Source organism: Flagellimonas cixiensis, assembly GCF_042134615.1.
In the GTDB taxonomy this organism is placed as follows: Bacteria; Bacteroidota; Bacteroidia; order Flavobacteriales; family Flavobacteriaceae; genus Flagellimonas; species Flagellimonas cixiensis.
Genome location: NZ_CP169639.1, coordinates 3,089,271 through 3,112,689 on the forward strand (window position 1 = coordinate 3,089,271; position 23,419 = coordinate 3,112,689).

Annotated in this window: 22 protein-coding genes; 13 read left to right on the forward strand and 9 right to left on the reverse strand. The window is 39.4% G+C overall.

Annotation, left to right across the window (positions count from 1 at the left end):
• Window positions 1–32: 32 nt before the first annotated feature.
• The 4 genes from ABT310_RS13720 to ABT310_RS13735 all read right to left on the reverse strand — a co-directional run bounded on the left by ABT310_RS13720 (window position 33) and on the right by ABT310_RS13735 (window position 5,602).
• The gene (locus ABT310_RS13720; protein WP_375326191.1) at window positions 33–1,073 is read right to left on the reverse strand and encodes an agmatine/peptidylarginine deiminase; all 1,041 of its coding nucleotides are present in this window, start codon (window positions 1,071–1,073) and stop codon (window positions 33–35) included.
• A gap of 1 nt (window position 1,074) precedes the next feature.
• On the reverse strand, window positions 1,075–1,962 hold the full coding sequence (locus ABT310_RS13725) for a carbon-nitrogen hydrolase (protein WP_375324455.1): 888 nt from the start codon (window positions 1,960–1,962) through the stop codon (window positions 1,075–1,077).
• A gap of 59 nt (window positions 1,963–2,021) precedes the next feature.
• Window positions 2,022–3,776, reverse strand: coding sequence for a serine hydrolase (locus tag ABT310_RS13730; RefSeq protein WP_375324456.1), 1,755 nt, complete (start codon window positions 3,774–3,776; stop codon window positions 2,022–2,024).
• A gap of 176 nt (window positions 3,777–3,952) precedes the next feature.
• Window positions 3,953–5,602 (reverse strand): AMP-binding protein, encoded by a 1,650-nt coding sequence (locus ABT310_RS13735; protein WP_375324457.1) that lies wholly within the window; start codon window positions 5,600–5,602, stop codon window positions 3,953–3,955.
• A 155-nt stretch (window positions 5,603–5,757) separates the two neighbouring features.
• Here ABT310_RS13735 and ABT310_RS13740 point away from each other — a divergent pair, with 155 nt between their 5' ends.
• The 4 genes from ABT310_RS13740 to ABT310_RS13755 all read left to right on the forward strand — a co-directional run bounded on the left by ABT310_RS13740 (window position 5,758) and on the right by ABT310_RS13755 (window position 11,079).
• Window positions 5,758–6,600: a 1,4-dihydroxy-2-naphthoyl-CoA synthase gene (locus ABT310_RS13740; RefSeq protein ID WP_375324458.1), complete on the forward strand. Its 843-nt coding sequence runs from the start codon at window positions 5,758–5,760 to the stop codon at window positions 6,598–6,600.
• 757 nt (window positions 6,601–7,357) lie between these two features.
• A complete protein-coding gene (locus tag ABT310_RS13745; protein ID WP_375324459.1) occupies window positions 7,358–9,223 on the forward strand; it encodes a DUF3604 domain-containing protein in 1,866 nt (621 codons plus the stop codon).
• Window positions 9,224–9,235: 12 nt separating this feature from the next.
• Window positions 9,236–10,096, forward strand: coding sequence for a peptidyl-prolyl cis-trans isomerase (locus ABT310_RS13750; protein WP_375324460.1), 861 nt, complete (start codon window positions 9,236–9,238; stop codon window positions 10,094–10,096).
• 218 nt (window positions 10,097–10,314) lie between these two features.
• The gene (locus ABT310_RS13755; RefSeq protein WP_375324461.1) at window positions 10,315–11,079 is read left to right on the forward strand and encodes a HupE/UreJ family protein; all 765 of its coding nucleotides are present in this window, start codon (window positions 10,315–10,317) and stop codon (window positions 11,077–11,079) included.
• Between the two features lie 221 nt (window positions 11,080–11,300).
• On the opposite strand, the gene ABT310_RS13760 is transcribed toward ABT310_RS13755, so the two are convergent.
• Window positions 11,301–12,635: a serine hydrolase domain-containing protein gene (locus ABT310_RS13760; protein ID WP_375324462.1), complete on the reverse strand. Its 1,335-nt coding sequence runs from the start codon at window positions 12,633–12,635 to the stop codon at window positions 11,301–11,303.
• A gap of 52 nt (window positions 12,636–12,687) precedes the next feature.
• On the opposite strand from ABT310_RS13760, the gene ABT310_RS13765 reads away from it, so the two are divergent.
• From ABT310_RS13765 to ABT310_RS13785, 5 genes are all read left to right on the forward strand, one after another.
• Window positions 12,688–13,560: a pirin family protein gene (locus tag ABT310_RS13765; RefSeq protein ID WP_375324463.1), complete on the forward strand. Its 873-nt coding sequence runs from the start codon at window positions 12,688–12,690 to the stop codon at window positions 13,558–13,560.
• Window positions 13,561–13,629: 69 nt separating this feature from the next.
• Window positions 13,630–14,025 (forward strand): 3D domain-containing protein, encoded by a 396-nt coding sequence (locus ABT310_RS13770; protein ID WP_375326192.1) that lies wholly within the window; start codon window positions 13,630–13,632, stop codon window positions 14,023–14,025.
• Window positions 14,022–14,681 carry a peptidoglycan recognition family protein gene (locus tag ABT310_RS13775; protein ID WP_375324464.1) on the forward strand — a complete coding sequence of 220 codons (660 nt, stop codon included), beginning with the start codon at window positions 14,022–14,024 and terminating at the stop codon, window positions 14,679–14,681. The genes ABT310_RS13770 and ABT310_RS13775 overlap by 4 nt, the downstream gene beginning before the upstream one ends.
• A 2-nt stretch (window positions 14,682–14,683) precedes the next feature.
• On the forward strand, window positions 14,684–16,135 hold the full coding sequence (locus ABT310_RS13780) for a M14 family zinc carboxypeptidase (RefSeq protein WP_375324465.1): 1,452 nt from the start codon (window positions 14,684–14,686) through the stop codon (window positions 16,133–16,135).
• 46 nt (window positions 16,136–16,181) lie between these two features.
• Entirely contained in the window at window positions 16,182–16,787 is a 606-nt protein-coding gene (locus ABT310_RS13785) for a DUF1080 domain-containing protein (RefSeq protein WP_375324466.1), read from the forward strand.
• 187 nt (window positions 16,788–16,974) lie between these two features.
• Here ABT310_RS13785 and ABT310_RS13790 read toward each other — a convergent pair whose 3' ends face one another.
• Window positions 16,975–17,922, reverse strand: coding sequence for a DUF1080 domain-containing protein (locus tag ABT310_RS13790; protein ID WP_375324467.1), 948 nt, complete (start codon window positions 17,920–17,922; stop codon window positions 16,975–16,977).
• Between the two features lie 52 nt (window positions 17,923–17,974).
• Window positions 17,975–19,063 (reverse strand): VWA domain-containing protein, encoded by a 1,089-nt coding sequence (locus ABT310_RS13795; protein ID WP_375324468.1) that lies wholly within the window; start codon window positions 19,061–19,063, stop codon window positions 17,975–17,977.
• 211 nt (window positions 19,064–19,274) lie between these two features.
• On the opposite strand from ABT310_RS13795, the gene ABT310_RS13800 reads away from it, so the two are divergent.
• Together ABT310_RS13800 and ABT310_RS13805 are read left to right on the forward strand one after the other, a co-directional pair.
• Window positions 19,275–19,523, forward strand: a complete 249-nt coding sequence (locus tag ABT310_RS13800) for a MoaD/ThiS family protein (protein WP_375324469.1) — start codon at window positions 19,275–19,277, stop codon at window positions 19,521–19,523.
• 10 nt (window positions 19,524–19,533) lie between these two features.
• Window positions 19,534–20,121 (forward strand): molybdenum cofactor guanylyltransferase, encoded by a 588-nt coding sequence (locus tag ABT310_RS13805; protein WP_375324470.1) that lies wholly within the window; start codon window positions 19,534–19,536, stop codon window positions 20,119–20,121.
• Here ABT310_RS13805 and ABT310_RS13810 read toward each other — a convergent pair.
• Window positions 20,118–20,264, reverse strand: a complete 147-nt coding sequence (locus ABT310_RS13810) for a hypothetical protein (RefSeq protein ID WP_375324471.1) — start codon at window positions 20,262–20,264, stop codon at window positions 20,118–20,120. The genes ABT310_RS13805 and ABT310_RS13810 overlap by 4 nt on opposite strands.
• Window positions 20,265–20,321: 57 nt before the next feature.
• Window positions 20,322–20,960: a GntR family transcriptional regulator gene (locus ABT310_RS13815; RefSeq protein ID WP_375324472.1), complete on the reverse strand. Its 639-nt coding sequence runs from the start codon at window positions 20,958–20,960 to the stop codon at window positions 20,322–20,324.
• A gap of 114 nt (window positions 20,961–21,074) precedes the next feature.
• On the opposite strand from ABT310_RS13815, the gene ABT310_RS13820 reads away from it, so the two are divergent.
• Together ABT310_RS13820 and ABT310_RS13825 are read left to right on the forward strand one after the other, a co-directional pair.
• On the forward strand, window positions 21,075–21,863 hold the full coding sequence (locus tag ABT310_RS13820) for a hypothetical protein (RefSeq protein WP_375324473.1): 789 nt from the start codon (window positions 21,075–21,077) through the stop codon (window positions 21,861–21,863).
• A 90-nt stretch (window positions 21,864–21,953) separates the two neighbouring features.
• Window positions 21,954–23,324: an aldehyde dehydrogenase gene (locus ABT310_RS13825; protein ID WP_375324474.1), complete on the forward strand. Its 1,371-nt coding sequence runs from the start codon at window positions 21,954–21,956 to the stop codon at window positions 23,322–23,324.
• The last annotated feature ends 95 nt before the right edge of the window (window positions 23,325–23,419 follow it).

Sequence of the window (23,419 nt, forward strand, 5' to 3'; positions counted from 1 at the left end):
CAAGTCTTGTCTTAAAAGACATTTAAAATTCACTAAACGGGTATTTGTTGACTAAGGCAATGTAAAGTGCCAAAACCCCAAATTAAATCGATGGCACTAATGGGGATAACTTCCCTATCCTTAAACGCTTTTGCCAATATATTCAAAGCTTCACGGTCCCTTGAATCATTGAAGGTCGGCACCAAAACAGCTTTGTTCAAAATCAAGAAATTGGCGTAACTGGCCGGCAATTCCAGACCATCGAATTCCAAACGGCACGGCATTGGCAGCTCGATAATTCTTGGTGATTTTCCATTTTCCAATGTTGCGTTTTTCAAGCGCTTCAAATTTTCCTGAAGGGGAATATAGTTGACTGATTTTGGGTCGTTTTCAACTACAGTGACAATGGTGTCTTCATTGACAAATCGTGCTAAATCATCAATATGTCCATGAGTATCATCGCCTTTGATGCCATCTTTCAACCAAATGGTATTAGTAACTCCTAAATATTCCCTGAAAATTGCTTCGTAATCATCTTTTGTAAACCCTTGATTTCGGACTTGAACTTTAGGATCGAGCAAACACTCTTCGGAAGTAATTAAAGTGCCTTTTCCATTGACATCAATAGCGCCTCCTTCCAAAATTACTGGCTTACCTTTATAAATTACCTTTTGCATCGGGACTTTTAAAAAGTCGGCCACGACAGATGGAACTTTTCTATCCAATTTGTAGTTATTGTATTTGGCCCATCCATTAAAATTGAAGTTTAGGGCGATGCGTTCGTTCCCCTGTTTAACAATGATGGGACCTGAATCCCTCATCCAACTTCGATTGGTTTTAAGTATGATAAAGGTAACCTTATCGGTTTTGACATGAGCCAATTCCAAAAGGTCAATTACCTTTACTTTTAGTTTTTCAGAAGCTACTACCAAGAATACTTCTTCAAACGAGGCCACCTTTTTTATAAATTCAACAAAGGCCCATTGGATGGCAGCATATTTACCTGGCCAATCATTACCATTATGAGGAAAACAAAGTAAAATGCCTTGCTGTTTTTCCCATTCAGCGGGAAACCTAAAAGAACTAGCCCCCATGTTAGTCGATGGCTCTTTTGGTGATGGAACCGTACATATCAATCCTTCTATCGCGAAGGAACGGCCAATTTTGACGTACATTTTCTTGCAGGTCCAAATCTACTTCGGCCATTAATATTTCTTCTTTGTCATGGGAGGCTTGCGCCAATATTTCGCCTTGGGGTCCGCAGATAAAAGAGGAGCCCCAAAACTCGATACCTGCCGTATCGGGAAGGTATTTTTCCAAACCTATTCTGTTGGCTGCTGCCACAAAAACCCCATTGGCCACGGCATGTCCCTTCATTACGTTCATCCACGCGCCGTGTTGTTTTTCGCCATATTCTTCTTTTTCCTGTGGATGCCATCCGATTGCAGTAGGGTAGAAGAGGACTTCAGCACCTTGAAGGGCTGTTAACCTTGCAGCTTCTGGATACCATTGATCCCAACAAATCAAAGTGCCGACTTTTCCCTTTTGAGTAGGTATGGTTTTGAACCCAAGGTCGCCAGGGGTGAAATAAAATTTTTCGTAAAAATGAGGGTCGTCTGGAATGTGCATTTTGCGGTAAAGTCCAGCTTCGGTACCATCTGAATCAATAATGTAGGCACTGTTATGATAAATCCCTGCCATACGTTTTTCAAAGAAAGGAACGATGATAACCACTCCCAATTCTTTGGCCAATGCACTGAAAGCAGTGAAGGATGTACTATATAAAGGTTCTGCAAAGGTAAAATTTTCGGTATCCTCACTTTGACAGAAATAATGACTGCTGTACAACTCTGGCAAAGAAATGACCTCTGCACCTTGAGCTGCTGCTTTTCGTACCCAACTTATACACTTTTCAAGATTGTTTTCTGGTGTGTTATTCAAATTCAGTTGTATGACTGAAATGGTGTATTTTCTCTTTGCCATATTATTTTCTAAAACTCATTTTAAGTTATGTAAAGATACTTGTAAAGCTTTAATAGTGCTTATTTTTTATTGTAAGGAACGTAATTCTCCCATTCCCATGGGGTATAAACATCCATAAGTACGACTTCCAATATTTCCTTGAAAATACTATTCCCCTTTTCAAAATTGGTCATGATCATAATGCCTTTTCCCGTATCTGGAAATAGAACGGAATGATGCACAAACCCACTACCATGGCCTTCTTTAAAGACAGCTTTGCCATATGGGGTTTCAAAGTAACCCCAACCCAAACCATAACCTAAATTGATTTTATCATATTTGTCGGTGATTATGTTGGCTTCCTCACCAAACTGTTTTTCTGTCCTTATTTTAAAATGCGGGCTAAAAATCTCGTGATATGATTCTTTGCTGATCAATTTTTGATTGAGCAATGCAGTCAGGAATTTAGTGTAGTCCTCGGCGGTTGTTTCCAAGGTTCCGCCACCCCTAGGTTCATTATCCTTATCTTTTTTAAGGGGTTTTCCATCCTCATTATGTCCAAGGGCAAAATCATTTTCAAATTTAGCTTTCCATTCGTAGGCTGAATTTTGCATGCCCAAGGGTTTGAAAATGTTTTCTTGAGCGAGTTCTTCCAAGCCTTTACCTGTAAGTTTCTCCAGTACCACTTGCAGATAAATAAAGCCTTCACCGCTATAACCGAATTTTGTTCCAGGTTCCCAATGTACCCTTAGTTTATAATCATCCTCAAACCATCTGTAGTTTTTGAAGCCCGTTGTGTGGTCCAAACACATGCGAGCGGTTATTTTGTGATACAAGGAGTCTTCTTTCAAACTGGAAAAATCATCATGCCAGCTTGTTTTTGGTTCGTATTCATGTATTTTCTGGGGTAGATAAGATTCCAGCGGGGTATCCAGATCTATCACTCCATTTTCTACCATTTTCATTACCAAAACCCCAAATACAGCCTTGCTAAAAGAAGCACCATACATATTGGTGGTGTCGGTCAACGGAATTTTATTGGGATAATCTTTATATCCAAATTGCTTTTCGTATACAGGTTGATTTTCGTTAAAAACGGAAATAGCCACTCCATGTATTTGGGCATCTTCCATTAATTGATTGATTTTTCTTGTAACAGAGTCTTTTGTAATCAAAGACCCATCCAATCGTTCTATAGTTTCCAATTTTGGTCCTGAGCAGTTACAAAAGAATAGTATTCCCAATAGAAGCAGAAGTGTGGGCGATTGGTTTTTATTCAAGTGCAAAAACGGAATAGAAAAAGGGTAATAACATTTATTCTTTTGCACCACATATATAATGTTGAAAATTATAATTCCAAGACAAATGGGTACAACAGAAATGAAAATAAAAAAGCCCCATTTTTCAATGGTAAGCAGGCTTAGAAATGACAGTACGGCCAAAATCAATACGGTTATTTGAAAATTGACCACCTTTATACCATGTTCGTTATAAATGGGATTGTCCTCTCTTTTATGAATCCAAAGAAACAGTGGAATAAGCACATTGAGCAAGGGTAACAATAATCCGACCAGCGGGGTCGCATGCATTAATAGTAGCCATTTCTTTTTTACAGTCTCTTCCTTGGGGTCTGATAGCACCACCAATTCGTCCACTTCGATTTCAAGTGCAACTGCCAATAATTTAATGGTATTGAGGTGAGGCTTAACCTCTTCTTTTTCTATTCGCTGAATGGTTCGAACAGTAACATTGGTACGATGGGCAAGTTCTTCTTGGGAATATCCCTTTATTTTTCTTTGATACTTTAGTCGTTCTCCTATGGATGCATTGTTCATAAATTATGGCTTTAAATTCACAAACAAAGTTATCCTTCGCATATAGACAGCACCACGACATTTAGATGTCACCTTTATGTCTTCATCAATAAAAATAGGGGTAACGACATATTTCTTGCGATAAATCAATTTGTCATTGAACTTAGCATTATAATTCTACAATACCTATAATAGGATTAAAAGTTACCCTCATAAACCACTCTTTCCGGTCTGGAAAACCAATCTAAGTACATAGGCTGGTGAATCGCTTCAATACGATTTCGACGTATTTTCATGGAAGGGGTCATTAAGCCGTTGTCAACGGTCCAATTTTCTTTCATGATTACAGCTTTTTCAATTTTCTCATGCTTTTTCAATCGTGGATTTAATTCATCAATCGAGTCCAAAATGGATTGGTTCAAACCTTCCTTTCCCTTGGCCTTTCCGGCCCCAGACGGAATTAGGAGAACTATGGGCTGGGAAATACCTGTTCCTACCACGCAAATGTGCTCCAAATCGGTGTTTTTGGACAGTTCCAGTTCAATTAATGAAGGTGTGACATACTTTCCCTTATCCGTTTTAAACTGATCTTTAATGCGACCTACAATGGATAAATAACCGTCATGATCAAACTCCCCTAGATCTCCAGTTTTTAAAAACCCATCTTCGGTAAACATTTCAGCAGTTTGTTCAGGTGATTTATAATATCCAACCATTAAGGCATCACTTTTGATCTGTATTTCGCCTTCTGCCGATAATTTAGATGTTACCCCTGGCAATGGTCTACCCACAGTGCCAAACTTATTGGTTCCTGGCAGGTTGAAATGGGAGAGGATACAATCTTCTGTCATCCCATAGCATTGGTGTATTTCCACACCTATCTTTTTATACCATTGCTGAAGACTTACGGCCAATGGTGCAGCTCCGGATGCACAGAATTGAACATCGCCCAATCCTAATTTTTTCTTGATTTTATTCTTGACCAAACTTTTGACAACAGGAATGGAAAGTAACTTGTCCAATTTCTTTTGTGGTATTTTGTTCAACACACCCTCTTGAAACTTTTGCCAAATTCTAGGAACAGCAAAAAATATATTAGGCTGTACAGAAGCTAAATCTTCCGCGAACGTCTCCAACGATTCTGGAAAACTAACGGTTCCACCCATGTATATTGCCCCCATTTCAATGCCAATATGCTCAGCAATATGGGACAACGGGAGGTAAGAGAAAAACTTGGATTCATCCTTGAGTTGAAATGATTTAATGCCATTTCGCACCACAAGGTCAAAGGATTTTACCTTGTGCATCACACCCTTGGGATTACCCGTGGTGCCCGAAGTGTACATTATGGTAATTAAATCTTCGGGACGCTGTTTAACAGGCTCAAAATCGGTGGTCCTGTTTGCCAAATCTTCCCAAGTAAACGCTTCTGAAATGCCATAAAGTCCCACCCCAATTTTAGGAATATCGGGGATACCTCCTTTTTGGGCCTTGTAGTCATCTAACTTTCCAATGATGATGGCTTTGCTTTCACTATGCACCAAAATTTCATGAATACTATCTTTATCCAAGGTAGGGTATAGCGGCACCGAAATAAAGCCCCCAAGCATCAAGGCTAAATCGGCCATAAACCAATGTGCACAGTTTTTGGATAAAAGGGCCACATGGTCGCCTTTTTGTAATCCCATTTTATGCAAGGCTGCTGCCACCCGCAATGCTTGGTCATAAGCATCCTTTCGGGAATATTCAATAAAATTTCGATTAATAGGTTGTCTTAAAAAGATATGGTCGGGTTTTTTGTCCAGCCAAAAGAAGAATGCTTCCAGCGGAGTTTGAAAATTTTCCATTTGTTTGGTTAATTATGTGTATATCAATATAATGATTTTATGGATCACAAACCACAATGCCCATTTGTATAAGGGTTCTTCCATTTGAAGATGGGTAACAAATAGACATGATCTAGAATTTCCGTTATTTTGTATTCCATTTAAACTGTAAACCTATGGAATCACCCAAATGGCAAACCGCCATGGAATTTGAGGATATCACCTATAAAAAATGCAATGGCGTAGCCCGTATCGCTTTTAATCGCCCTGACATACGGAATGCATTTCGCCCAAAGACCACCAGTGAATTATACAAAGCATTTTATGATGCACAAGAAGATACTTCAATTGGTGTGGTGTTACTTTCAGGCGAAGGACCTTCATCCAAAGATGGAAAATGGGCATTTTGTAGTGGGGGAGACCAAAAAGCACGTGGCCATAAAGGATACGTGGGAGAAGACGGCTATCATCGATTAAATATTCTTGAAGTACAGCGTTTAATTCGATTTATGCCCAAAGTGGTGATTGCCGTGGTGCCAGGTTGGGCCGTTGGGGGAGGACATAGCCTCCATGTGGTCTGCGACATGACCTTGGCCAGTAAGGAACATGCCATTTTTAAGCAAACCGATGCCGATGTAACCAGTTTTGATGGGGGATATGGTTCTGCCTATTTGGCAAAAATGGTGGGACAGAAAAAAGCCCGTGAAATCTTCTTTTTAGGGAGAAATTATTCTGCTCAGGAGGCTTTTGAAATGGGCATGGTCAACGCTGTAATTCCGCATGATGAATTAGAGGACACAGCCTACCAATGGGCACAAGAGGTATTGGCTAAATCCCCGACTTCCATTAAAATGCTAAAATTTGCAATGAACCTTACCGATGATGGCATGGTGGGGCAACAAGTATTTGCCGGTGAAGCAACACGTTTGGCGTATATGACCGACGAGGCCAAAGAGGGTAGAAATGCCTTTTTGGAAAAACGTAAACCTGATTTCGGTAAGGATAAGTGGATTCCTTAAGTCAAGGATCAATTGACAATAACCAATTTACCATAGGATTATTTATTTAAGGGAGGAAACTATTGAAGCATCTAGATTTCTCGTCTGCCCTTTGACTTCGCTCAGTATTATAATTGAATTTGAGCAATTCGCGACATTCATGTCAAACCGAACAAAATCCCCCTAAATAGAAAAGAGTCTTGCCGTTTGGACAAGACTCTTTTACGAGAACACTATATGAAAATGATAATTTGTAAAATTTATAAGGATTTATAAACACATTATAAATCCTTATAAAATATGTGCCTTCCAAGCTTTTTTCAAAAGCTAAGCCTTATACTGATTAATAGTGATTATATAAACTATTATAAATGTTTATGGGCCAAATGTGGGAAAACACGTGGGTCAAATATGGGGAAACACTATATAAATTATGCATATAGTGTTCATTTAAAAAGAATGGGAGGGGCTAAAAAAGAGAAAAGCCCCTAAGTTTTTGATGACCAAGAGACTCTCCTACGAGAACACTATATGAAAATGAAAAATTACTTTCGTTTATTATTACATGGTAAAAGTAGCTCGTGACTCTGCTTTGGTGAAATTATTGTTGTGAATTGTCCGTGAATTGTTGTCAAAGCATAAGAGAGGGTGTTTTACATTTTTAAAGCATAAGAAAAATTCTTAATTTTAAGTGTAACCTTGATTAACTATAAAAACTGATAACCATTACATCTTATTAATGCTAGTCAGATTTTGTTTAAACACTAATACCATTCAAATGAAAAATTCACTAATAGTAGTAGCAATCCTATTCCTCTTTTCATGCAATTCAAAAAATAAAGAGATAAAGACAGATGAAGAAAAGGATATAGTCTCCAACGAAATGAAATATTCCCACGATGGAAAGAGTTTTAATGTGAAGGAAAACCCACTTAAAGAAGCCTATTTTGGAGAACAGCACTTGCATACGGCTGCCTCCATGGACGCTTTTATTGCGGGTACTCGACTTACCCCAGATGACGCTTATCGTTTTGCACAAGGGGAAGAAGTACTTGTAAACGGGAAACCTCACACCATTAACAGACCTTTAGATTGGGCTGCTGTTACGGATCATGGTGAATTCTTAGGAGAGACCTATACGCTCATGAATGAAGGAACTCCAGGTTACAACAGCGAGGCTGCGGTTTCCATGCGAGAAGCTCCAGATTTACAAACCGCATTAGCTGTTTACAAAAAATATGTTCTTGATGCCTTGGCTGGTGGTAATGCCCACCCCGATTTTTGGCAAGGATATGATGCTGTTAAATCGCAATGGCAAAAAAATATCGAGGCAACGGAAAAAAATTATAAACCAGGAACATTTACCACCATTCATGCTTATGAGTGGAGTTCTGCACCAAATACAGCGAATTTACACCGAAACGTGTTTTTTAGGGACACCAACCTGCCCGACATGCCTTTTTCATCCAATGAAGGTCCATCACCACAGGAGCTTTGGGATTGGATGATCACACAAGAAAAAAATGGCGTGCAGGTTTTTTGTAACCCACATAACTCCAACGAAAGTAAAGGAATGCTATTCCCAGAAGTGGCTATGAACGATAAACCGATTGATAAAACATATGCCGAAACACGTCAACATTTTGAAAGAAACCTCGAAATGATGCAAACCAAAGGTAATTCTGAAGTAGTTCCTGATTTTTGGCCCAACGATGAATTTGCCGATTTTGAGAATGCGGTTTCCTTACAGGAATACAATGGTCGCGTTTTTGAAAAACACAATTTTGTCCGCTACGGACTTACCAGAGGTGTGAAATATTATGAAGAATTGGGCGTCAACCCTTTCAAATACGGTTTTGTTGGAGGAACCGACAGTCATAACGGGGTAATGTCCAATGTTGAAGAATGGAATTACGTTGGTCACCATGGTATGGCCGATGAAACCGCTGAGGGGCGTTCAAAAAACGAACAAGATGGCGAAATGTACAATAGGGATATGAATCCTGGCGGATTAACTGGTGTTTGGTCAACGTCAAATACCCGCGAAGCTATTTGGGATGGCATGCACAACAGGGAATCATTTGCAACTTCTGGCCCACGAATAAAAGTGCGCTTTTTTGCAGGAAATGGATATAAATCCTCCTACGGTTCTTATGAAGAAATGGTAAAGGATGCCTACGACAAAGGTGTGCCAATGGGGCAAAATTATACTGGGCAAGAATCCCCTGATTTTTTGGTTTGGGCCATAAAAGATCCTATTGCTCCAAATTTGGACCGCATCCAAATTATTAAAGGATGGGTAGAAAATGGAGAAATGAAAGATACTATTTATAATGTGGCCGCTTCAGATGGTCGTTTACAAGCTGATGGAACCGTGCCTCCAATCGATGCGCCAGTGGATTTAAAAACTGGCGATTTCAATAAGGAAAAAGGAGACCCAGAACTCATGGCCGTATGGAAAGACCCAAATTTCGACCCGAATCAAAATGCTTACTATTATGTACGAGTAATCCAGTTACCGACTGCACGATATAGTTTATGGGATGAAATACGAAATCCCGATGTACATTATCCAGATGACACAAAAAGAGTGATTCAAGAACGTGCTTGGGCATCACCCATTTGGGTTGAACCTACGAAATAACAACATTCCTTTATGAAAAAATTTTTGAAAGAACCCTTGCTACATTTTTTGCTCATAGGGTTCTTGATTTTTGGATACCATTCTATTGTCAACGAAGATATAGAGCCTGAAAACACCATAATAATTGACGATGCGGAATATGATTACTTGCTTGGATTATGGAAAAAACAATGGCAACGTGAACCAAATAATGATGATATTAAAGCTTTTTTAGACCAATACCTTCGTCAAGAAGTTTTTTATAAGGAAGCTTTAACCATGAATTTGGACCATAATGACATTATTGTAAAAAGACGACTATCACAAAAAATGGAAGCCGTTTCCAATGATTTAAATGCCATGATCAAAGCGCCAACAGAAGAGGGTTTATTGTTGTTCTATGAGGAGAATAAAGATTTATTCAAGCTTCCGCCCACATACACGTTTCAACAAGTTTTATTTTTAGAAGACGAAACAAATCTGGAGGAGAACCTACAAATACATAAATCAATACTTACCCAGAAAAAGGAAATCCCTTCAGAAAGAAAAAGGAAACTTTCCTTGGCCAATTCTTGGGAGCAAGTAACTGCTTTGGAACTCAATAAAACATTTGGAAGAGATTTTGTCTTGTCGCTGGATTCTTTGACAATGAATCATTGGGTAGGCCCTATAGCATCTGGGTATGGTCAACACTTAGTATATATATCAGACAAAGAAACATCCAAGGTTGCAGATTTCAATGAAATAAGGCCTTACGTTGAAAAGGAATACGAATACCAAACAGAGCTTGAAACACAAGAACAAGTATATCGGAATTTGTTGGATAAATATCAGGTAGAAATCACATCTGGGAATGTACCTGGAGAAATTAAAAATAGCTACAGCAAATCATGAAACATGTATTCAGGTTCCTATTTTTATTCTTGTTAGCATGGCCTCTTTGCGAAATTACGGCCCATGAAGTACGTCCAGCCTATTTACAGGTAAACGAAATAGCTCCAAATACCTACACCATATTGTGGAAAGTACCAAGAACTGCTGACAAAGTACTGGACATTCAACCTGTGTTTGACAAAAGTTTCAGCTTAAAGGAAACCCTTCCGCCTCGAATATTGGAAGCCTTTGTGTTATATACCTATCAACTTGTAGGAAAAAATAATTTATCTAATACCAAATTAACAATTGACAACCTAAATACCACAGGGATTGATGTTTTGGTTGATTTTAGATTGCTTGATGGTGAGCATCATTCTTTTTTAATGCAACCCTCAAAAAACACCATTACAATCCCTGCTACACCAAATAAATGGATGATTGTAAAAACCTACATTGTATTAGGTATTGAACATATTTTGTTGGGTTTTGACCATTTACTTTTTGTTCTGGCTCTATTATTAATTACCAAAGGGTTCAAAAAACTGTTAAAGACCATTACCGCTTTTACAGTTGCCCACAGTATCACCCTCAGTTTTTCAGTACTGGGAATAGCAAGTTTACCTGGTCCACCAGTTGAGGCAGTTATTGCATTGAGTATTGTATTCCTGGCTATGGAAATTCTAAAAATTCAAAAAGGAGTTCCAACGCTAACAAGTCAAAAACCTTGGTTAGTGGCCTTTAGTTTTGGGTTATTACATGGTTTTGGGTTTGCAGGTGCCTTGCAAGACATAGGACTTCCGCAACAAGAAATTCCCTTAGCTTTGGCCACATTTAATATTGGTGTAGAACTTGGACAAATTTTTTTCATATTGGTGGTCATGGCACTTATGAAATTGCCAAAGTCCTTCATCCCCAATCAAAATTGGATATCAAAAATTACCCCTTATGCTATAGGTTCATTAGCTGCCTTTTGGTTGATTGAACGTATTGCAGGGTTTTAAATAATGTGTGGGTCTAAATGTGGGCAAACAAAAAAAGAGAAAAGCCTCTAAGCTACTGATAACCAAGAGACTATTCTACGAGAACACTATATGAAAATGAAAAAATTACTTTCTGAATTAATTACATGGTAAATGTAGTTTGAGTGTTCCCGTAAATGAAATTATTGTTGTGAAGTGCTCCTGAAATGTGGTTTTATCGCGATTTTAATATATCTAACCATTTATGGAACTGCTTTTACAATGTTCGATAGTACCTCATTTATTTTAAAATAAGGGTCTTCGGCCAAGCCGGTCCTTACCACTACCAAATCTTTGGATGGAATCATAAAAACGTATTGTCCTTCAAATCCGTTACAGGAAAAAAGGTCTTTCGGCACATCAGGATAAATCCCATTGGCGTTCAACCAAAAATGTGCTCCATAGGTACCATCAGAATGTAAAGTAGGGGTGGTGATATAGTCAACCCACTCTGGATGGAACAATTGTTCCCCATTCCAATTTCCTTTATCCAAATACAATTGACCAAAACGCGCCCAATCACGGGTGCTGGCCCAGCTATAGGAAGAACCAACATAATTTCCGGCGATGTCAGCTTCAAGGACCATGGAATACATTCCAATTTTATCCAGCAGTTCCGTGTATGGAAAATCTAAATAATCTTGATGATTCCTAAATTGTTGTCGAAGTATGCCCGATAACAAATTTGAAGTCCCGGAAGAGTAGTTCCAAATTTCGGTAGGTTTGGCAATAGCTTTTTTATTTCGTTGGGCAAGCGTCATATCACTGTCCAAAAACAACATACGAGTAACATCTGATATTCCCGTGTAATCCTCATCCCATGCCAAACCACTTTGCATGCGCAACAAATGATTCAGGGTAATGTTTTTACGTTCATCATCTTTCCATTCCGGAACCGGCGCAGGCCAATCCATTTCCAATTTACCTTGACGCTCTAAAATTCCATACAAGGTCGCCATCACACTCTTTGTCATGGACCACCCTAAAATTGGAGTGTCCTTATCAAAACCATCAATATACTTTTCAGCAATTAGATGACCTTTATATAAAATAAGCAGGGTTCTTGTTTTTTGAACATCAGGTTCCGAAAACGCCATGGCCATAGCTTTATTGATTTGATCCATATCCACCTCGGGCAAAACGGTATCAATCGGAGCAGCCTGTCCATACGGATAGGGAATGGTATCAAAAGGTTGGTTCCTTTTCGGACGTAGCGTCATTTTCCCTGGATCGTAATCATCGTTAATCAGTACCGCGCCCAAACCATCACGATAGACAGCAGTACGTTTCATTAAACCATAAACGGTTGAAGATGCGGATTTTTCACTCTCATCAACCTCTGTGGAGGCCAATTCTACCAAAGGAGCACTATTATCGTATAAATTCATGGATGCTGCAGAGCGTTCTGCCACATAAACACCAGAGGCCATATTTTTGGCAGCATATCCGGAAATAATGTTCAATTTGGGGTAATTAAGGTAAATGACCACTCCAATCACAAGGACCAGAATAAGTAAGACTCGTTTGAGTAGTTTCATGTTTAGTAGATGTATTTGTAACTTTCAGTTTTTAAATATAAACATTAAACATATGTCTAACATAGGATTGATCATCGAGGAACGCAGCAGGGATATAGGTGATTTTTTAGTAGGCCGTCTTATTCCATTTCGTAAAAAACGAATGATCGGCCCATTCATTTTTATTGATCATATGGGACCTACACAACTAGGGCCATCAAAATACATGGACGTAAACCAACACCCGCATTCTGGGCTCTCCACACTCACTTTTATGTTAGAAGGTGAAATTATTCATGAAGATAGTATGGGAACGCACCAACGCATAAGGCCAGGTTCTGTGAATTGGATGACCGCAGGAAAAGGAGTGACCCATACCGAGCGGACACCACAGGATCAACGAAATGGAAACATCTTCACTGCCCATGGATATCAAATATGGGTCGCCTTGCCTAAAGCGTTGGAGGATATGGAACCACAATTTCATCATATTGAGGGCAAAGACCTTCCTAAATGGACCAATGATGTTGCAGAATTCACCTTGATTGCAGGTAAAGGCTACGGTAAAGAATCTCCTGTACCCGTTCACTCTGATCTTTTTATGGTCGAAATCAAAAACACTGACGAATACACCTTGAACATTAATGGGAACCTAAAGGGAGAAATTGGAATTTGCATTGTGGAAGGAAGCATTAAAGCTTGCGGAGAAAAAGTGCAGAAAGGGAACATTCTGGTCTCAAAGGTTGAGGATACCTGTAACATCGTTCTTGAACCAAACACCCATTTATTATTGTTCGGGGGAGAGCCTTTTCCTGAAGAGCGTTTCATTTATTGGAACTTTGTCTCATCCAGTCAAGAAAAGATAAATCAGGTAAAAAAAGCCTGGGCCGACAAAACCTTTCCCATGATGGAAAATGACGACACCTATGTTCCACTTCCATCATAAATTGTATTTATATGTACATTTAGGTAAAACATATACCTATTGAATAAAGTACTACTCATTTGTATGGTAATGGTCTCTTGTGCCCAACATCCGCAAACAAAGCAACCGGCCAAATATAAATGGTTCGGATACGAAGTAACGGCCTCGGCCTACAATTCGGTATACTGGCAAACCGATACGATAAATCCTTCGGTAGCAGCTTGGGGCGATACCCTAAAACCCGGAATGAAAACCATAGCCGTTTCCAGGGATTTGATTAAAATGGGACTTACCCATAATACCATGGTGAAAATTGATACCTTTCCAGACACTTTTTATGTGAAGGACAAAATGCACTACCGCTGGAAGAACCGGATTGATATTTATATGGGAAAAGACGTGAAAAAAGCACGGGAGTGGGGCAGAAAAAAATTGATGATTTGCTATGCAATTCCGATAGACACCATTCAAAATAACCTAGAATGAAAAAAATTGGATGCCTTTTTATAACGACCTTATTAATAGGGGCATGTGCCGCCAAAAAAGAAATTGTGGACATTCCCATTATTTTTGATGAACAACGCATCGAACTCACCAAAGAATATCTTTCGAATAGATATAATCTGGTTCAAGATACACCAGAAATCACACCAAAAATGGTGGTACTGCACTGGACGGTGATTCCCACTTTAAAGGAAACTTTTAAAGCCTTTAATCGTTCAACATTGCCCAATTGGAGACCCGATTTGGAGAATGTGAGCGGACTCAATGTTTCCTCACACTTTTTGGTGGACCGTGACGGTACTATTTACAGACTAATGCCCGAGACAACCATGGCCAGACACACCATTGGATTGAACCACTGCGCCATTGGAATCGAAAACGTAGGCGGAACCGACGATTTGCCCTTGACCAAAAAACAATTGAAAGCCAATATTTACTTGGTGAAATACCTTGCGGGAAAATATGACATTGACTACGTGATTGGGCATCAAGAATATACCTTGTTTGAAGACCACCCACTTTGGCTGGAAGTGGATGATGGCTATAGAACAGTTAAGGATGACCCGGGCATGGATTTTGTAAATAAGGTGCGAAATGCCACCAAAAAAATTAACTTTAAACCCGTACCAACGAAATAACTATGATGATTAAAAAAATCTGGTTTGTTGCCTTTGCATTAATTACACTTTCAACGGAAGCACAAGATGCGATAACTACTAAACTATATGATGCTTACGAGCAATACAAGGAGACCTCTTTGGGCAAACGAAGAATTAAACACTCCGATATACAACCTTTGATTCAAGAATTTAAGGACAATCCAAATTTTGAAGTACAAAAAGTAGGGGAGAGCATTGAAGGCCGAGATTTACACTTGATCAGTATTGGTTCGGGTGAAAGCAACATTTTTCTTTGGTCGCAAATGCACGGCAACGAACCAACTGCCACACAGGCCATTTTTGACATCCTTCATTTTTTGGATGCCCCAGAGTTCAAGGAAGAGAAAGAAGTGATACTTTCCAAATTGAAATTGCATTTTCTCCCCATGTTGAATCCAGATGGGGCCGAAGTTTTCCAACGCAGAAATGCCTTGGGAGTAGACATTAACCGTGATGCACTGCGCCTGCAATCGCCAGAAAGTCAAACTTTAAAAAGAATAAGGGATAGTCTGGATGCTGATTTCGGTTTCAACCTGCACGATCAGAGTAAATATTACAATGCCGAACTTACCGAAAAACCAGCCACCATTTCTTATTTGGCCACTGCCTTTAACTACGAAAAGGACATTAATGAAGTTCGTGCCAATGCTATGAAAGTGATTGTGTACATGAACAACATCATCCAAAACTATGCACCGGGACAAGTTGGACGATACAGTGATGATTTTGAACCCAGAGCTTTTGGAGATAATATTGCAAAATGGGGGACCAGTTTAATTTTGATTGAATCTGGAGGATACCAAAACGACCCAGAAAAACAGGAAATTCGCAAACTCAACTTTGTTTCCATCATTTCGGCATTGTACACCATTGCAAACAAATCCTATAACAACATTCCCACCGAAGATTATGAAAAGATTCCGAAAAACGACCGGATGCTTTTCGATTTAAAAATCACAAATGCGAGCTATGAATTGTTGGGTAAAAAGTACATTATCGATTTGGGAATCTTCAGAAATGAGGTGGACCTTAAAGGTCATAACGATTTTTATTATCAAAGTACAGTCGCCGACCAAGGAGATCTATCCACTTATTATGGGTATGAAACTTTTGATGCCACAGGATATTCCATAGTTCAAGGCAAACTAAATGAAATGAAGAAAATTCAAGACCCGATGGAATTGCTGCAAAATGGAATTGCATTTGTAAAAACCCAGCTTCCGCCAGAAAAACAAAAGTTCACCAATCAACCGATACTTTTGGTCAACAAAGACTTTAAATTGAATGATTTTAGGTTAGGCCCCGGGAATAACCCAACTTTCTTTTTAAAAAAGGATGGAAAATATGCCTATGCCGTAATCAACGGATTCCTTATTGATCTTTCCAAGCCGTTGGATGAACAACAAACCGGAAATGGTTTAATTGTACGATAAAAACAAGCAACACACATAAAAGCAAACTAAATAAACATTACTTAAAATGAAGCAACTGATTACAATTGTATTGGCCTTTTTGGCTTTCCAAGGAGTTATGGCTCAAGAAACCATTAATTTGTTCAACGGTGAAAATTTGGATGGCTGGGTGAACCATGGAGAAGAAAAATGGTATGTGGAAAATGGGGAATTAATTTGTGAAAGTGGTCCGAAAGCCGAATATGGCTACCTATCTACCAAAGATTTTTACAAAGATTTTGAATTGACCTTGGAATTTAAACAAGAAGCTGATGGCAATAGCGGAGTCTTTATCCGTTCCACCTTTGACGGCACCAAGGTGAGTGGATGGCAGGTTGAAGTTGCACCACCGGGACTACACACGGGCGGTATTTACGAATCGTACGGTAGAGGGTGGTTGATAAAGCCTGACCCTGAATTGGACAAAAACCTAAAAATGGGGGAGTGGAACACCATGAAGATACGAGCCGTGGGCTCTACAATTACCTCTTGGCTCAATGGAGTTCAAATGGTGCATTTAGAGGATGAAAAAATAGGTAATGGCAAAGGTGCCGTAGCACTACAAATTCATGATGGAGGCGGAATAAAAGTGAAATGGAGAAATATCACAATAACTCCCTTATCGGCTCAGTAAATCAATACAAAAGGAGCTACAAAATATGCAGCATCGTCAACCTGATCTTGATTCAGGTTCTCATCAGAAGAATACAATACAATTGAGATTCCGAAGCAAGTTCAGAATGACATCTACAACAAATAGCATCTCTACCAAAGAAAAACCCCGCCAATGAGCGGGGTTTTTTGAATGCTATAATTTTCAATTACTGTTTTAGCGGGGTCACTTCAAAACTTCTAAATTCAACAGGACCGTGGTCTCCTTGAATCATAAAAGGTCCTGGTTCACCTTCTTTGCTGTCCAAGGCTCCACCTGTTATCCCGGGAATAACGGCATCAGAAATAATGGTCTTGCCATTGAGTTCAATCGTTACTCTATTTCCAATCAAAGTAATATCATAAGTTTGCCATTCTCCACCAGGCTTGCCTGCATTTTGATTGGGTTCCAGAAAGCCGTAGACACCACCAATATAAATATCGGAAGGCTCTAAACCTTCGCTGTCCACAATCTGAACTTCATATCTACCTCTCAAATAAATACCGCTGTTACTTCCTTTTGGAAAACGAAATTCAGCATGTAATTTAAAATCTTGGAATTTTTGATCAGTGATAAAGTTGGATCCTGATTCTGGACTGGTCAAAATACCATCTTTTACCATCCATTGGTTTTTATCGCCATCCACATGCCAGCCAGATAAATCTTTACCATTAAAAACCTTTATGGTTTTATCCCATTTAGGGTTTTCGGTGTAGGCAAGTTTTGGAGCCTTAACTCCCGTCCAATGTAAAACAGACCCGTCGGTATAGATTAAAGTTCCTTTTAATTGATCATCCACCAATTCCCCATGGAAAATCATATCACTTCCTTTGGGTTCCCATTGGTTGGGAATACTAAAAGTGAATTTATTCTCCCCATAAGTTTCTATTTCAGCAACAGGTCTGGCACTACCAAAGGCAAATACAAATCGACCCAATAAGGTAGCATGACCAGAATGTTTGATTTCCAACCAAGAAGGGGCCGTTTTGCCCATAAAATCCATTTCCAAATCCCATCTACCCTCCAAAGGGCTTATGTTTTGGGCCTGAACGTTAATAATAGCTCCTAATAATAGGGTGAGAATAAAAATCGGAATGGAGTTTAGTTTGGATGTCATAATGTTGTTTGGTTAAATTAAAATCGACGCCCAAGATAAGGATTAATTACCGTTACTCGCATCCCCCGGTAAAGCCGTTGGCGCTAAATTTGGTCTGCACCGCACCTTCCAATCCACTGTGGTTTACTTGGATCACCAAATTGTTTTCTCCACTACCGTCACGTTTTGGCGTACAGTATTCAAACAGATAAAAACTATTGGCTTGTTCGGAAACTCTTTGGGATATTTCGTTAAAAGTATTCTCCAGTTCCTCTTTATTACTGGCGAACACACTGGCTGTTTTTCCAATTTCGGTAAGAACTTCAGTATCAATTTCAGCACCTAGACCAATGGTGAAATAAGAAATGTTTCTATCTGCCTCATCCACTGCTTTTAAAGCATCAGATTCACGGTATCGGGACGCTTGGTCGGTTCCATCCGTAAAAAGCACGATGGAAGCTGCTCCAATAGCATCGGCATTATCGTCCAATAAATCTTCGGCGATATCTGTAGATTTTATCACCGCTCCATACAAATCGGTTGAAGGGTCGTTGCTTATATCTGCCGTAATTCCATCAACGGCTGCCGTTAGTTCTGTAGCCGAGGAGGTAAGGGGATTTAATAAATGGAGTTCGTCCTCACCATCGAACCAATAAATGGCCATTTTAAAGGATTCTGTTGCTGGAGATGGCATCACATTGTTGATAAAACTGGTTGAAGCCGCTTTCAACTCGTTCAAACTACTTTGAAGCACACTATTACTTAAATCGAGCACCAAAAGTGTATTGTTGTTGAACACTTGGGTATTGGGCGATATGCGTGCAAATGATTCCGAAGAAGAAATCAAATTGAAACAGTCATCGTTTCTTCCTTGCTCATATATGGTGAATTCATCTGCCGATAAGCCAGAAACCGGATTGCCCATTAAATCGGAAACCTTAAAAAGGATGGATACTTTACCGGGTAGGGTGGTGAACTCGTCCTGAATGGACAGTAAAAGTTCATTTTCGCCAAATCCCAAACAATCATCAGGTTCTTGACCAAGGCCCAATTCGCTGTTGTCGATGTTAAAATTTACATCGTCATCGGAATTACCACAGGATGAAACAATTAGTGCAAAAGCCAAAAGAAGAGTATATCGAAATACGTTTTTCATTTTCATTTAAAATTGAGGTTCTGCATGCAGAACGTTCAAAATTATGGAAAAGTATGTACGCCTGAAGGAAATCATCTAAAGAAAAGTTAAATTAAAACTCTGCTTGTTAAAATGACGAGACTGTGTTTGAATTTTAATAATTTCACTCACTTAAAATAAAACCTACCAGCCTATCTAACCAAAATTCAAACAAAACAGAAACTAATAGGTTGATTTTATGACAGTTCTTTTATATGGTGAAGCCAAGGACATTGTGGGTACCCCATCGCTATCCATTCCAACGTCGAATATTTCGGGCAGAAAAATTCCAGCTACGGTTGGAGATTTAAAAATTTTCTTGGAGCACACCTATCCAGATCTTAAACGGTTGCCCTCGGTATTTTTTGCGGTGAACCATAATTACGCCAAAGAAAACGAAAGCATAAATTCGTATGATGAAATTGCCATGATTCCATCACCGAATTAAAAATCAAACAATGAAACCATCTGAACTTTACGGGTTAATTTTAGCTGGAGGCGCTAGTTCCCGTATGGGTTCGGATAAGGGTTTGTTGGAGTATTACCAAATGCCGCATCGCGAATATTTGCACCAGCTATTGGGTAAATATTGCTCAAAAGTGTTTTTAAGTATTCGAGAGGCACAACGGCAGGGCGTTTCCAATGAGATTGAATGTATTCTTGACCAAAACAAATATCAAGGACCATTTAATGGGATTCTAAGTGCCCATGAATCCAATCGCGATGTAGCGTGGTTGGTTTTGGCCTGCGATTTGCCTTTTATGGATGAAAATACTTTGGAGCAATTGACACATAACAGAAACCCAGAAAAAGATGCCACCACCTTTATTTCCAAGATAGGAGAGCCCGAACCTTTGATTTGTATTTGGGAGCCTCACGGATTGGAAAAAGCAATTTCATTTTTAGCAGAAACCAATTCCCGAAGTCCTAAACGATTTTTGGCCAATGCAAACGTCGAATTAATTCAAGCGACCAATAAAAAGGCATTGTTGAATGTGAACACATTGGATGAATTTAAGTCCATCCAATCTGGGAAGGAGACTTAGTCTTTGGCGTTGGAAGGCTTTTGCGCATCAAGGTTCAACACTTCCAAATCTTGAAAAATTCCACAGGAAATCTGTTTTTTGATCAAGGATTGGGATTTTCTCTTTTTGGCTAGCGCCTCAATCTCCTTATTTAAAAACTGCATGGTAAATGTTTTTTCAGAGAACGAAATTAGAACTATTTTATTTTGACTTTCAGAAGATTAACCTTTTTTAACGCTCATTTGACTTTCAATTTGTTCCAATACTGCCATCCAATGCATTTTTAAAATAAGTGATGCCGTAGGAAGGTTATCGTCGGCAATGGCTTCAATGATAGCGTTGGTTTGCACTCCCATTTTTTGAAAAAATGAGCTGTCTTGGATGAAATCATGCTCGTAAAAGTGAAACCGAAGTTTTAAATCCTGTAAAATCTGAAGCAAAACTTTGTTTCTGCAATTTTGGATGAGCAGGTTATGAAACTGGAACTTATGACCCAACGACTGAGCAACGGTTTTTGCTTCTACCATTTGAGTTTGCAAGCTTATCAGGAGCTCTATTTCCACGGTGTTGAATAGGGAATTCTCCAAAGCCATCACTTCCAACTGAGCTATAGTTTCCACAATGTTCTTTGCTTCATCTGGAGTTAATCTGGCCACCACGAATCCTCGATTGGGTATCGCTTTTAAAATACGGGCATGTTCCAACTGACTCAAAGCCTCGCGAATCGGCGTTACGCTTATTCCTGTGGCACGGGACAATGCTGCCAGATTAATGGTCTTTCCAACTTGTAGCGCTCCTTGTTGAATTTGCTTCAACAATTGTTGTTTCACCTTATCGCGTAGTACGCTTGTGTTTGCCATATCACTAAAATACAAATAACAAGCTCATTCTGCACTTCATCGAAAAGAGTTCCTCCAAAGCACGAAAAGGGAACCCATTTCGTTTGTTCATTAACGACCCAAAAACTTTTACCTATGAACAAACTTACACTACGACTTTACGCCCTGACATTTATGGGTATGGCTTTGCTTGGATTCCAATCGTGTAGCGAGGACGCTATGCCGGGTGAAGACGAAGCGCTATCCGCAACAGATTTGGAGACCATTATGGCCGCCGACGAAATTGCTGGAGTAGCTGATTTTGCAATTGCTGAGCTTTATAACAGTAATACCGCAAAAAGTGCTTCAACCGCTAAAGATGATTGCTACAGCGCCACCTATTTCGATACAGGTTTTGAGGCCACTTTTAATAATTGTGTACTCAATGGAACCGAAAATGTAAATGGAACAGTAACTGTTGCATACGTGGCAGGTGGGGAGAACGCCTCTTTTACCGCAACTTATACCGATTTTTATGTGGGGACCATTAAATTAAATGGAACCAGAACTTACACTATTGTTGGCAATTCCGATGCCAACACCATAGCTCTTACGGTTGTGAGCGATATGTCCGTTGAAATGGAAGACGGTTCCATTATCTCCGAAAATGGCACAAAAACATTGAGCATCACCTTTGGTGAGACTTTGGATGACATCACGTTTACGTTAGGGGGCGCCTGGACTGTTGAAGTTGACGGGGATACCTACGAAGTGGAAACCTTAGAGGACCTTCAGGGAAATGCTTCTTGTGAATATGCTTCCAGTGGAACCATGATTGTTTCCAAAAACGGTCTAGCTGTTACGGTTGATTTCGGAAACGGAGAATGTGATAATCTGGCCACTTTAATTTATCCAAACGGAGCTACTCAGGAAATAACATTATAGATTTCCTTCTTAAATAAAATAGAAGAGCACCGGCATTTGTCGGTGCTTTTTTTTATTGAGTTTGGCTATATTTAAAAAATCAAACACGTCATGGTGAAACAACTTGCCGAAGTCCAAAACACATTTTTTACTACTCAGCAGACAAAGAATGTACCGTTCCGAAAAAAGTACCTAAAACAATTACGAGAAGTGATTTTGGAGCAGGAGGATGCCATTTGTGAGGCGCTCTATGCCGATTTTAAAAAACCAAAGTTCGAAAGCATGGCCACAGAGACCCAGTTTGTGCTGGCCGAGCTCAATCATGCCATAAAAAATATAGATGAGTGGAGTAGACCTCTTCGCGTTCCCAGTTCGTTGAGTAATTTTCCGTCCAAAGATTGGATACAGCCCGAACCTTATGGAAAGGTATTGATCATTGCTCCATGGAACTATCCGTTTCAATTGGTGATTGCACCATTGATTGGGGCCTTGACCGCAGGAAATACGGCCGTATTGAAACCTTCGGAGTTTAGTCCCAATACCTCCAAAATAATTGTTGAAATCATTGAAAAAGTATTTCCGCCAGAGTATGTTGCGGTGGTTGAGGGTGGAGTAGAGGTCTCCTCCGAACTATTGGCGGAAAAATGGGATTATATTTTTTTTACCGGAAGTACCAAGGTGGGCAAAATCGTGTACAAAAGTGCCGCCGAACACCTTACTCCAGTTACGTTGGAACTGAGTGGAAAAAATCCATGTGTGGTAGATGAAACCGCTAAAATTGATTTAGCTGCCAAGCGAATAGCTTGGGGGAAATTCATCAATGCAGGGCAAACCTGTATTGCACCCGATTATATTTTGGTACATGTTTCCAAACAAGATGCTCTGGTTAATGCCTTAAAGCAACACATCAAGTCCTTTTATGGTGAAAACTTGGAAAATTCGAAAGATTTTGCCCGAATTGCTACCACAAAACATTATAAAGAGCTCAAACAAAAATTAGAGGGAGAAACCATACTTTTTGGAGGCAACACTAACGATGACGACCAATTTATTGCGCCTACATTAGTGGACCAGCCCAAACTTGACAGCAAACTGATGGGAGGGGAGATATTTGGCCCCATTCTACCCATTCTGTCTTATCAAAACGAAGAAGAAATTCACGATATGGTCAAGCGATTCGAAAAGCCTTTGGCTTTTTATGTGTTTTCACAAAACAAGAAGTTTCAACAAAAACTCATGAACCAATATTCCTTTGGTGGGGGTGCCATAAACGATACGGTGGTGCACATCAGTAACAAGCAATTGCCGTTTGGGGGAGTGGGTGCTTCGGGTATTGGCGGATATCATGGAAAATACAGTTTTGACCTATTTTCACATCATAAATCCATAGTAAAGCATGCCACTTGGTTAGATGTGCCTTTGCGTTATGCACCTTATACTATTTCAGAATATTTAGTGCGAAAAATTAAATATTTATTTTAATATTTTTTCATTCCAATATTTTTGAACACATAAAATTACACATTCTTCATTTTAATGTTTAAGAAGAGTTAAACTATTGATTGTTAGGCATTTTG

Coding starts and splice junctions, on each gene's coding strand:
- ABT310_RS13720 (WP_375326191.1), bottom strand. CDS start 1,073: ATGGGGGCTAGTTCTTTTAGGTTTCCCGCTGAATGGGAAAAACAGCAA.
- ABT310_RS13725 (WP_375324455.1), bottom strand. CDS start 1,962: ATGGCAAAGAGAAAATACACCATTTCAGTCATACAACTGAATTTGAAT.
- ABT310_RS13730 (WP_375324456.1), bottom strand. CDS start 3,776: ATGAACAATGCATCCATAGGAGAACGACTAAAGTATCAAAGAAAAATA.
- ABT310_RS13735 (WP_375324457.1), bottom strand. CDS start 5,602: ATGGAAAATTTTCAAACTCCGCTGGAAGCATTCTTCTTTTGGCTGGAC.
- ABT310_RS13740 (WP_375324458.1), top strand. CDS start 5,758: ATGGAATCACCCAAATGGCAAACCGCCATGGAATTTGAGGATATCACC.
- ABT310_RS13745 (WP_375324459.1), top strand. CDS start 7,358: ATGAAAAATTCACTAATAGTAGTAGCAATCCTATTCCTCTTTTCATGC.
- ABT310_RS13750 (WP_375324460.1), top strand. CDS start 9,236: ATGAAAAAATTTTTGAAAGAACCCTTGCTACATTTTTTGCTCATAGGG.
- ABT310_RS13760 (WP_375324462.1), bottom strand. CDS start 12,635: ATGAAACTACTCAAACGAGTCTTACTTATTCTGGTCCTTGTGATTGGA.
- ABT310_RS13765 (WP_375324463.1), top strand. CDS start 12,688: ATGTCTAACATAGGATTGATCATCGAGGAACGCAGCAGGGATATAGGT.
- ABT310_RS13770 (WP_375326192.1), top strand. CDS start 13,630: ATGGTCTCTTGTGCCCAACATCCGCAAACAAAGCAACCGGCCAAATAT.
- ABT310_RS13775 (WP_375324464.1), top strand. CDS start 14,022: ATGAAAAAAATTGGATGCCTTTTTATAACGACCTTATTAATAGGGGCA.
- ABT310_RS13780 (WP_375324465.1), top strand. CDS start 14,684: ATGATGATTAAAAAAATCTGGTTTGTTGCCTTTGCATTAATTACACTT.
- ABT310_RS13785 (WP_375324466.1), top strand. CDS start 16,182: ATGAAGCAACTGATTACAATTGTATTGGCCTTTTTGGCTTTCCAAGGA.
- ABT310_RS13790 (WP_375324467.1), bottom strand. CDS start 17,922: ATGACATCCAAACTAAACTCCATTCCGATTTTTATTCTCACCCTATTA.
- ABT310_RS13795 (WP_375324468.1), bottom strand. CDS start 19,063: ATGAAAATGAAAAACGTATTTCGATATACTCTTCTTTTGGCTTTTGCA.
- ABT310_RS13800 (WP_375324469.1), top strand. CDS start 19,275: ATGACAGTTCTTTTATATGGTGAAGCCAAGGACATTGTGGGTACCCCA.
- ABT310_RS13805 (WP_375324470.1), top strand. CDS start 19,534: ATGAAACCATCTGAACTTTACGGGTTAATTTTAGCTGGAGGCGCTAGT.
- ABT310_RS13810 (WP_375324471.1), bottom strand. CDS start 20,264: ATGCAGTTTTTAAATAAGGAGATTGAGGCGCTAGCCAAAAAGAGAAAA.
- ABT310_RS13815 (WP_375324472.1), bottom strand. CDS start 20,960: ATGGCAAACACAAGCGTACTACGCGATAAGGTGAAACAACAATTGTTG.
- ABT310_RS13820 (WP_375324473.1), top strand. CDS start 21,075: ATGAACAAACTTACACTACGACTTTACGCCCTGACATTTATGGGTATG.
- ABT310_RS13825 (WP_375324474.1), top strand. CDS start 21,954: ATGGTGAAACAACTTGCCGAAGTCCAAAACACATTTTTTACTACTCAG.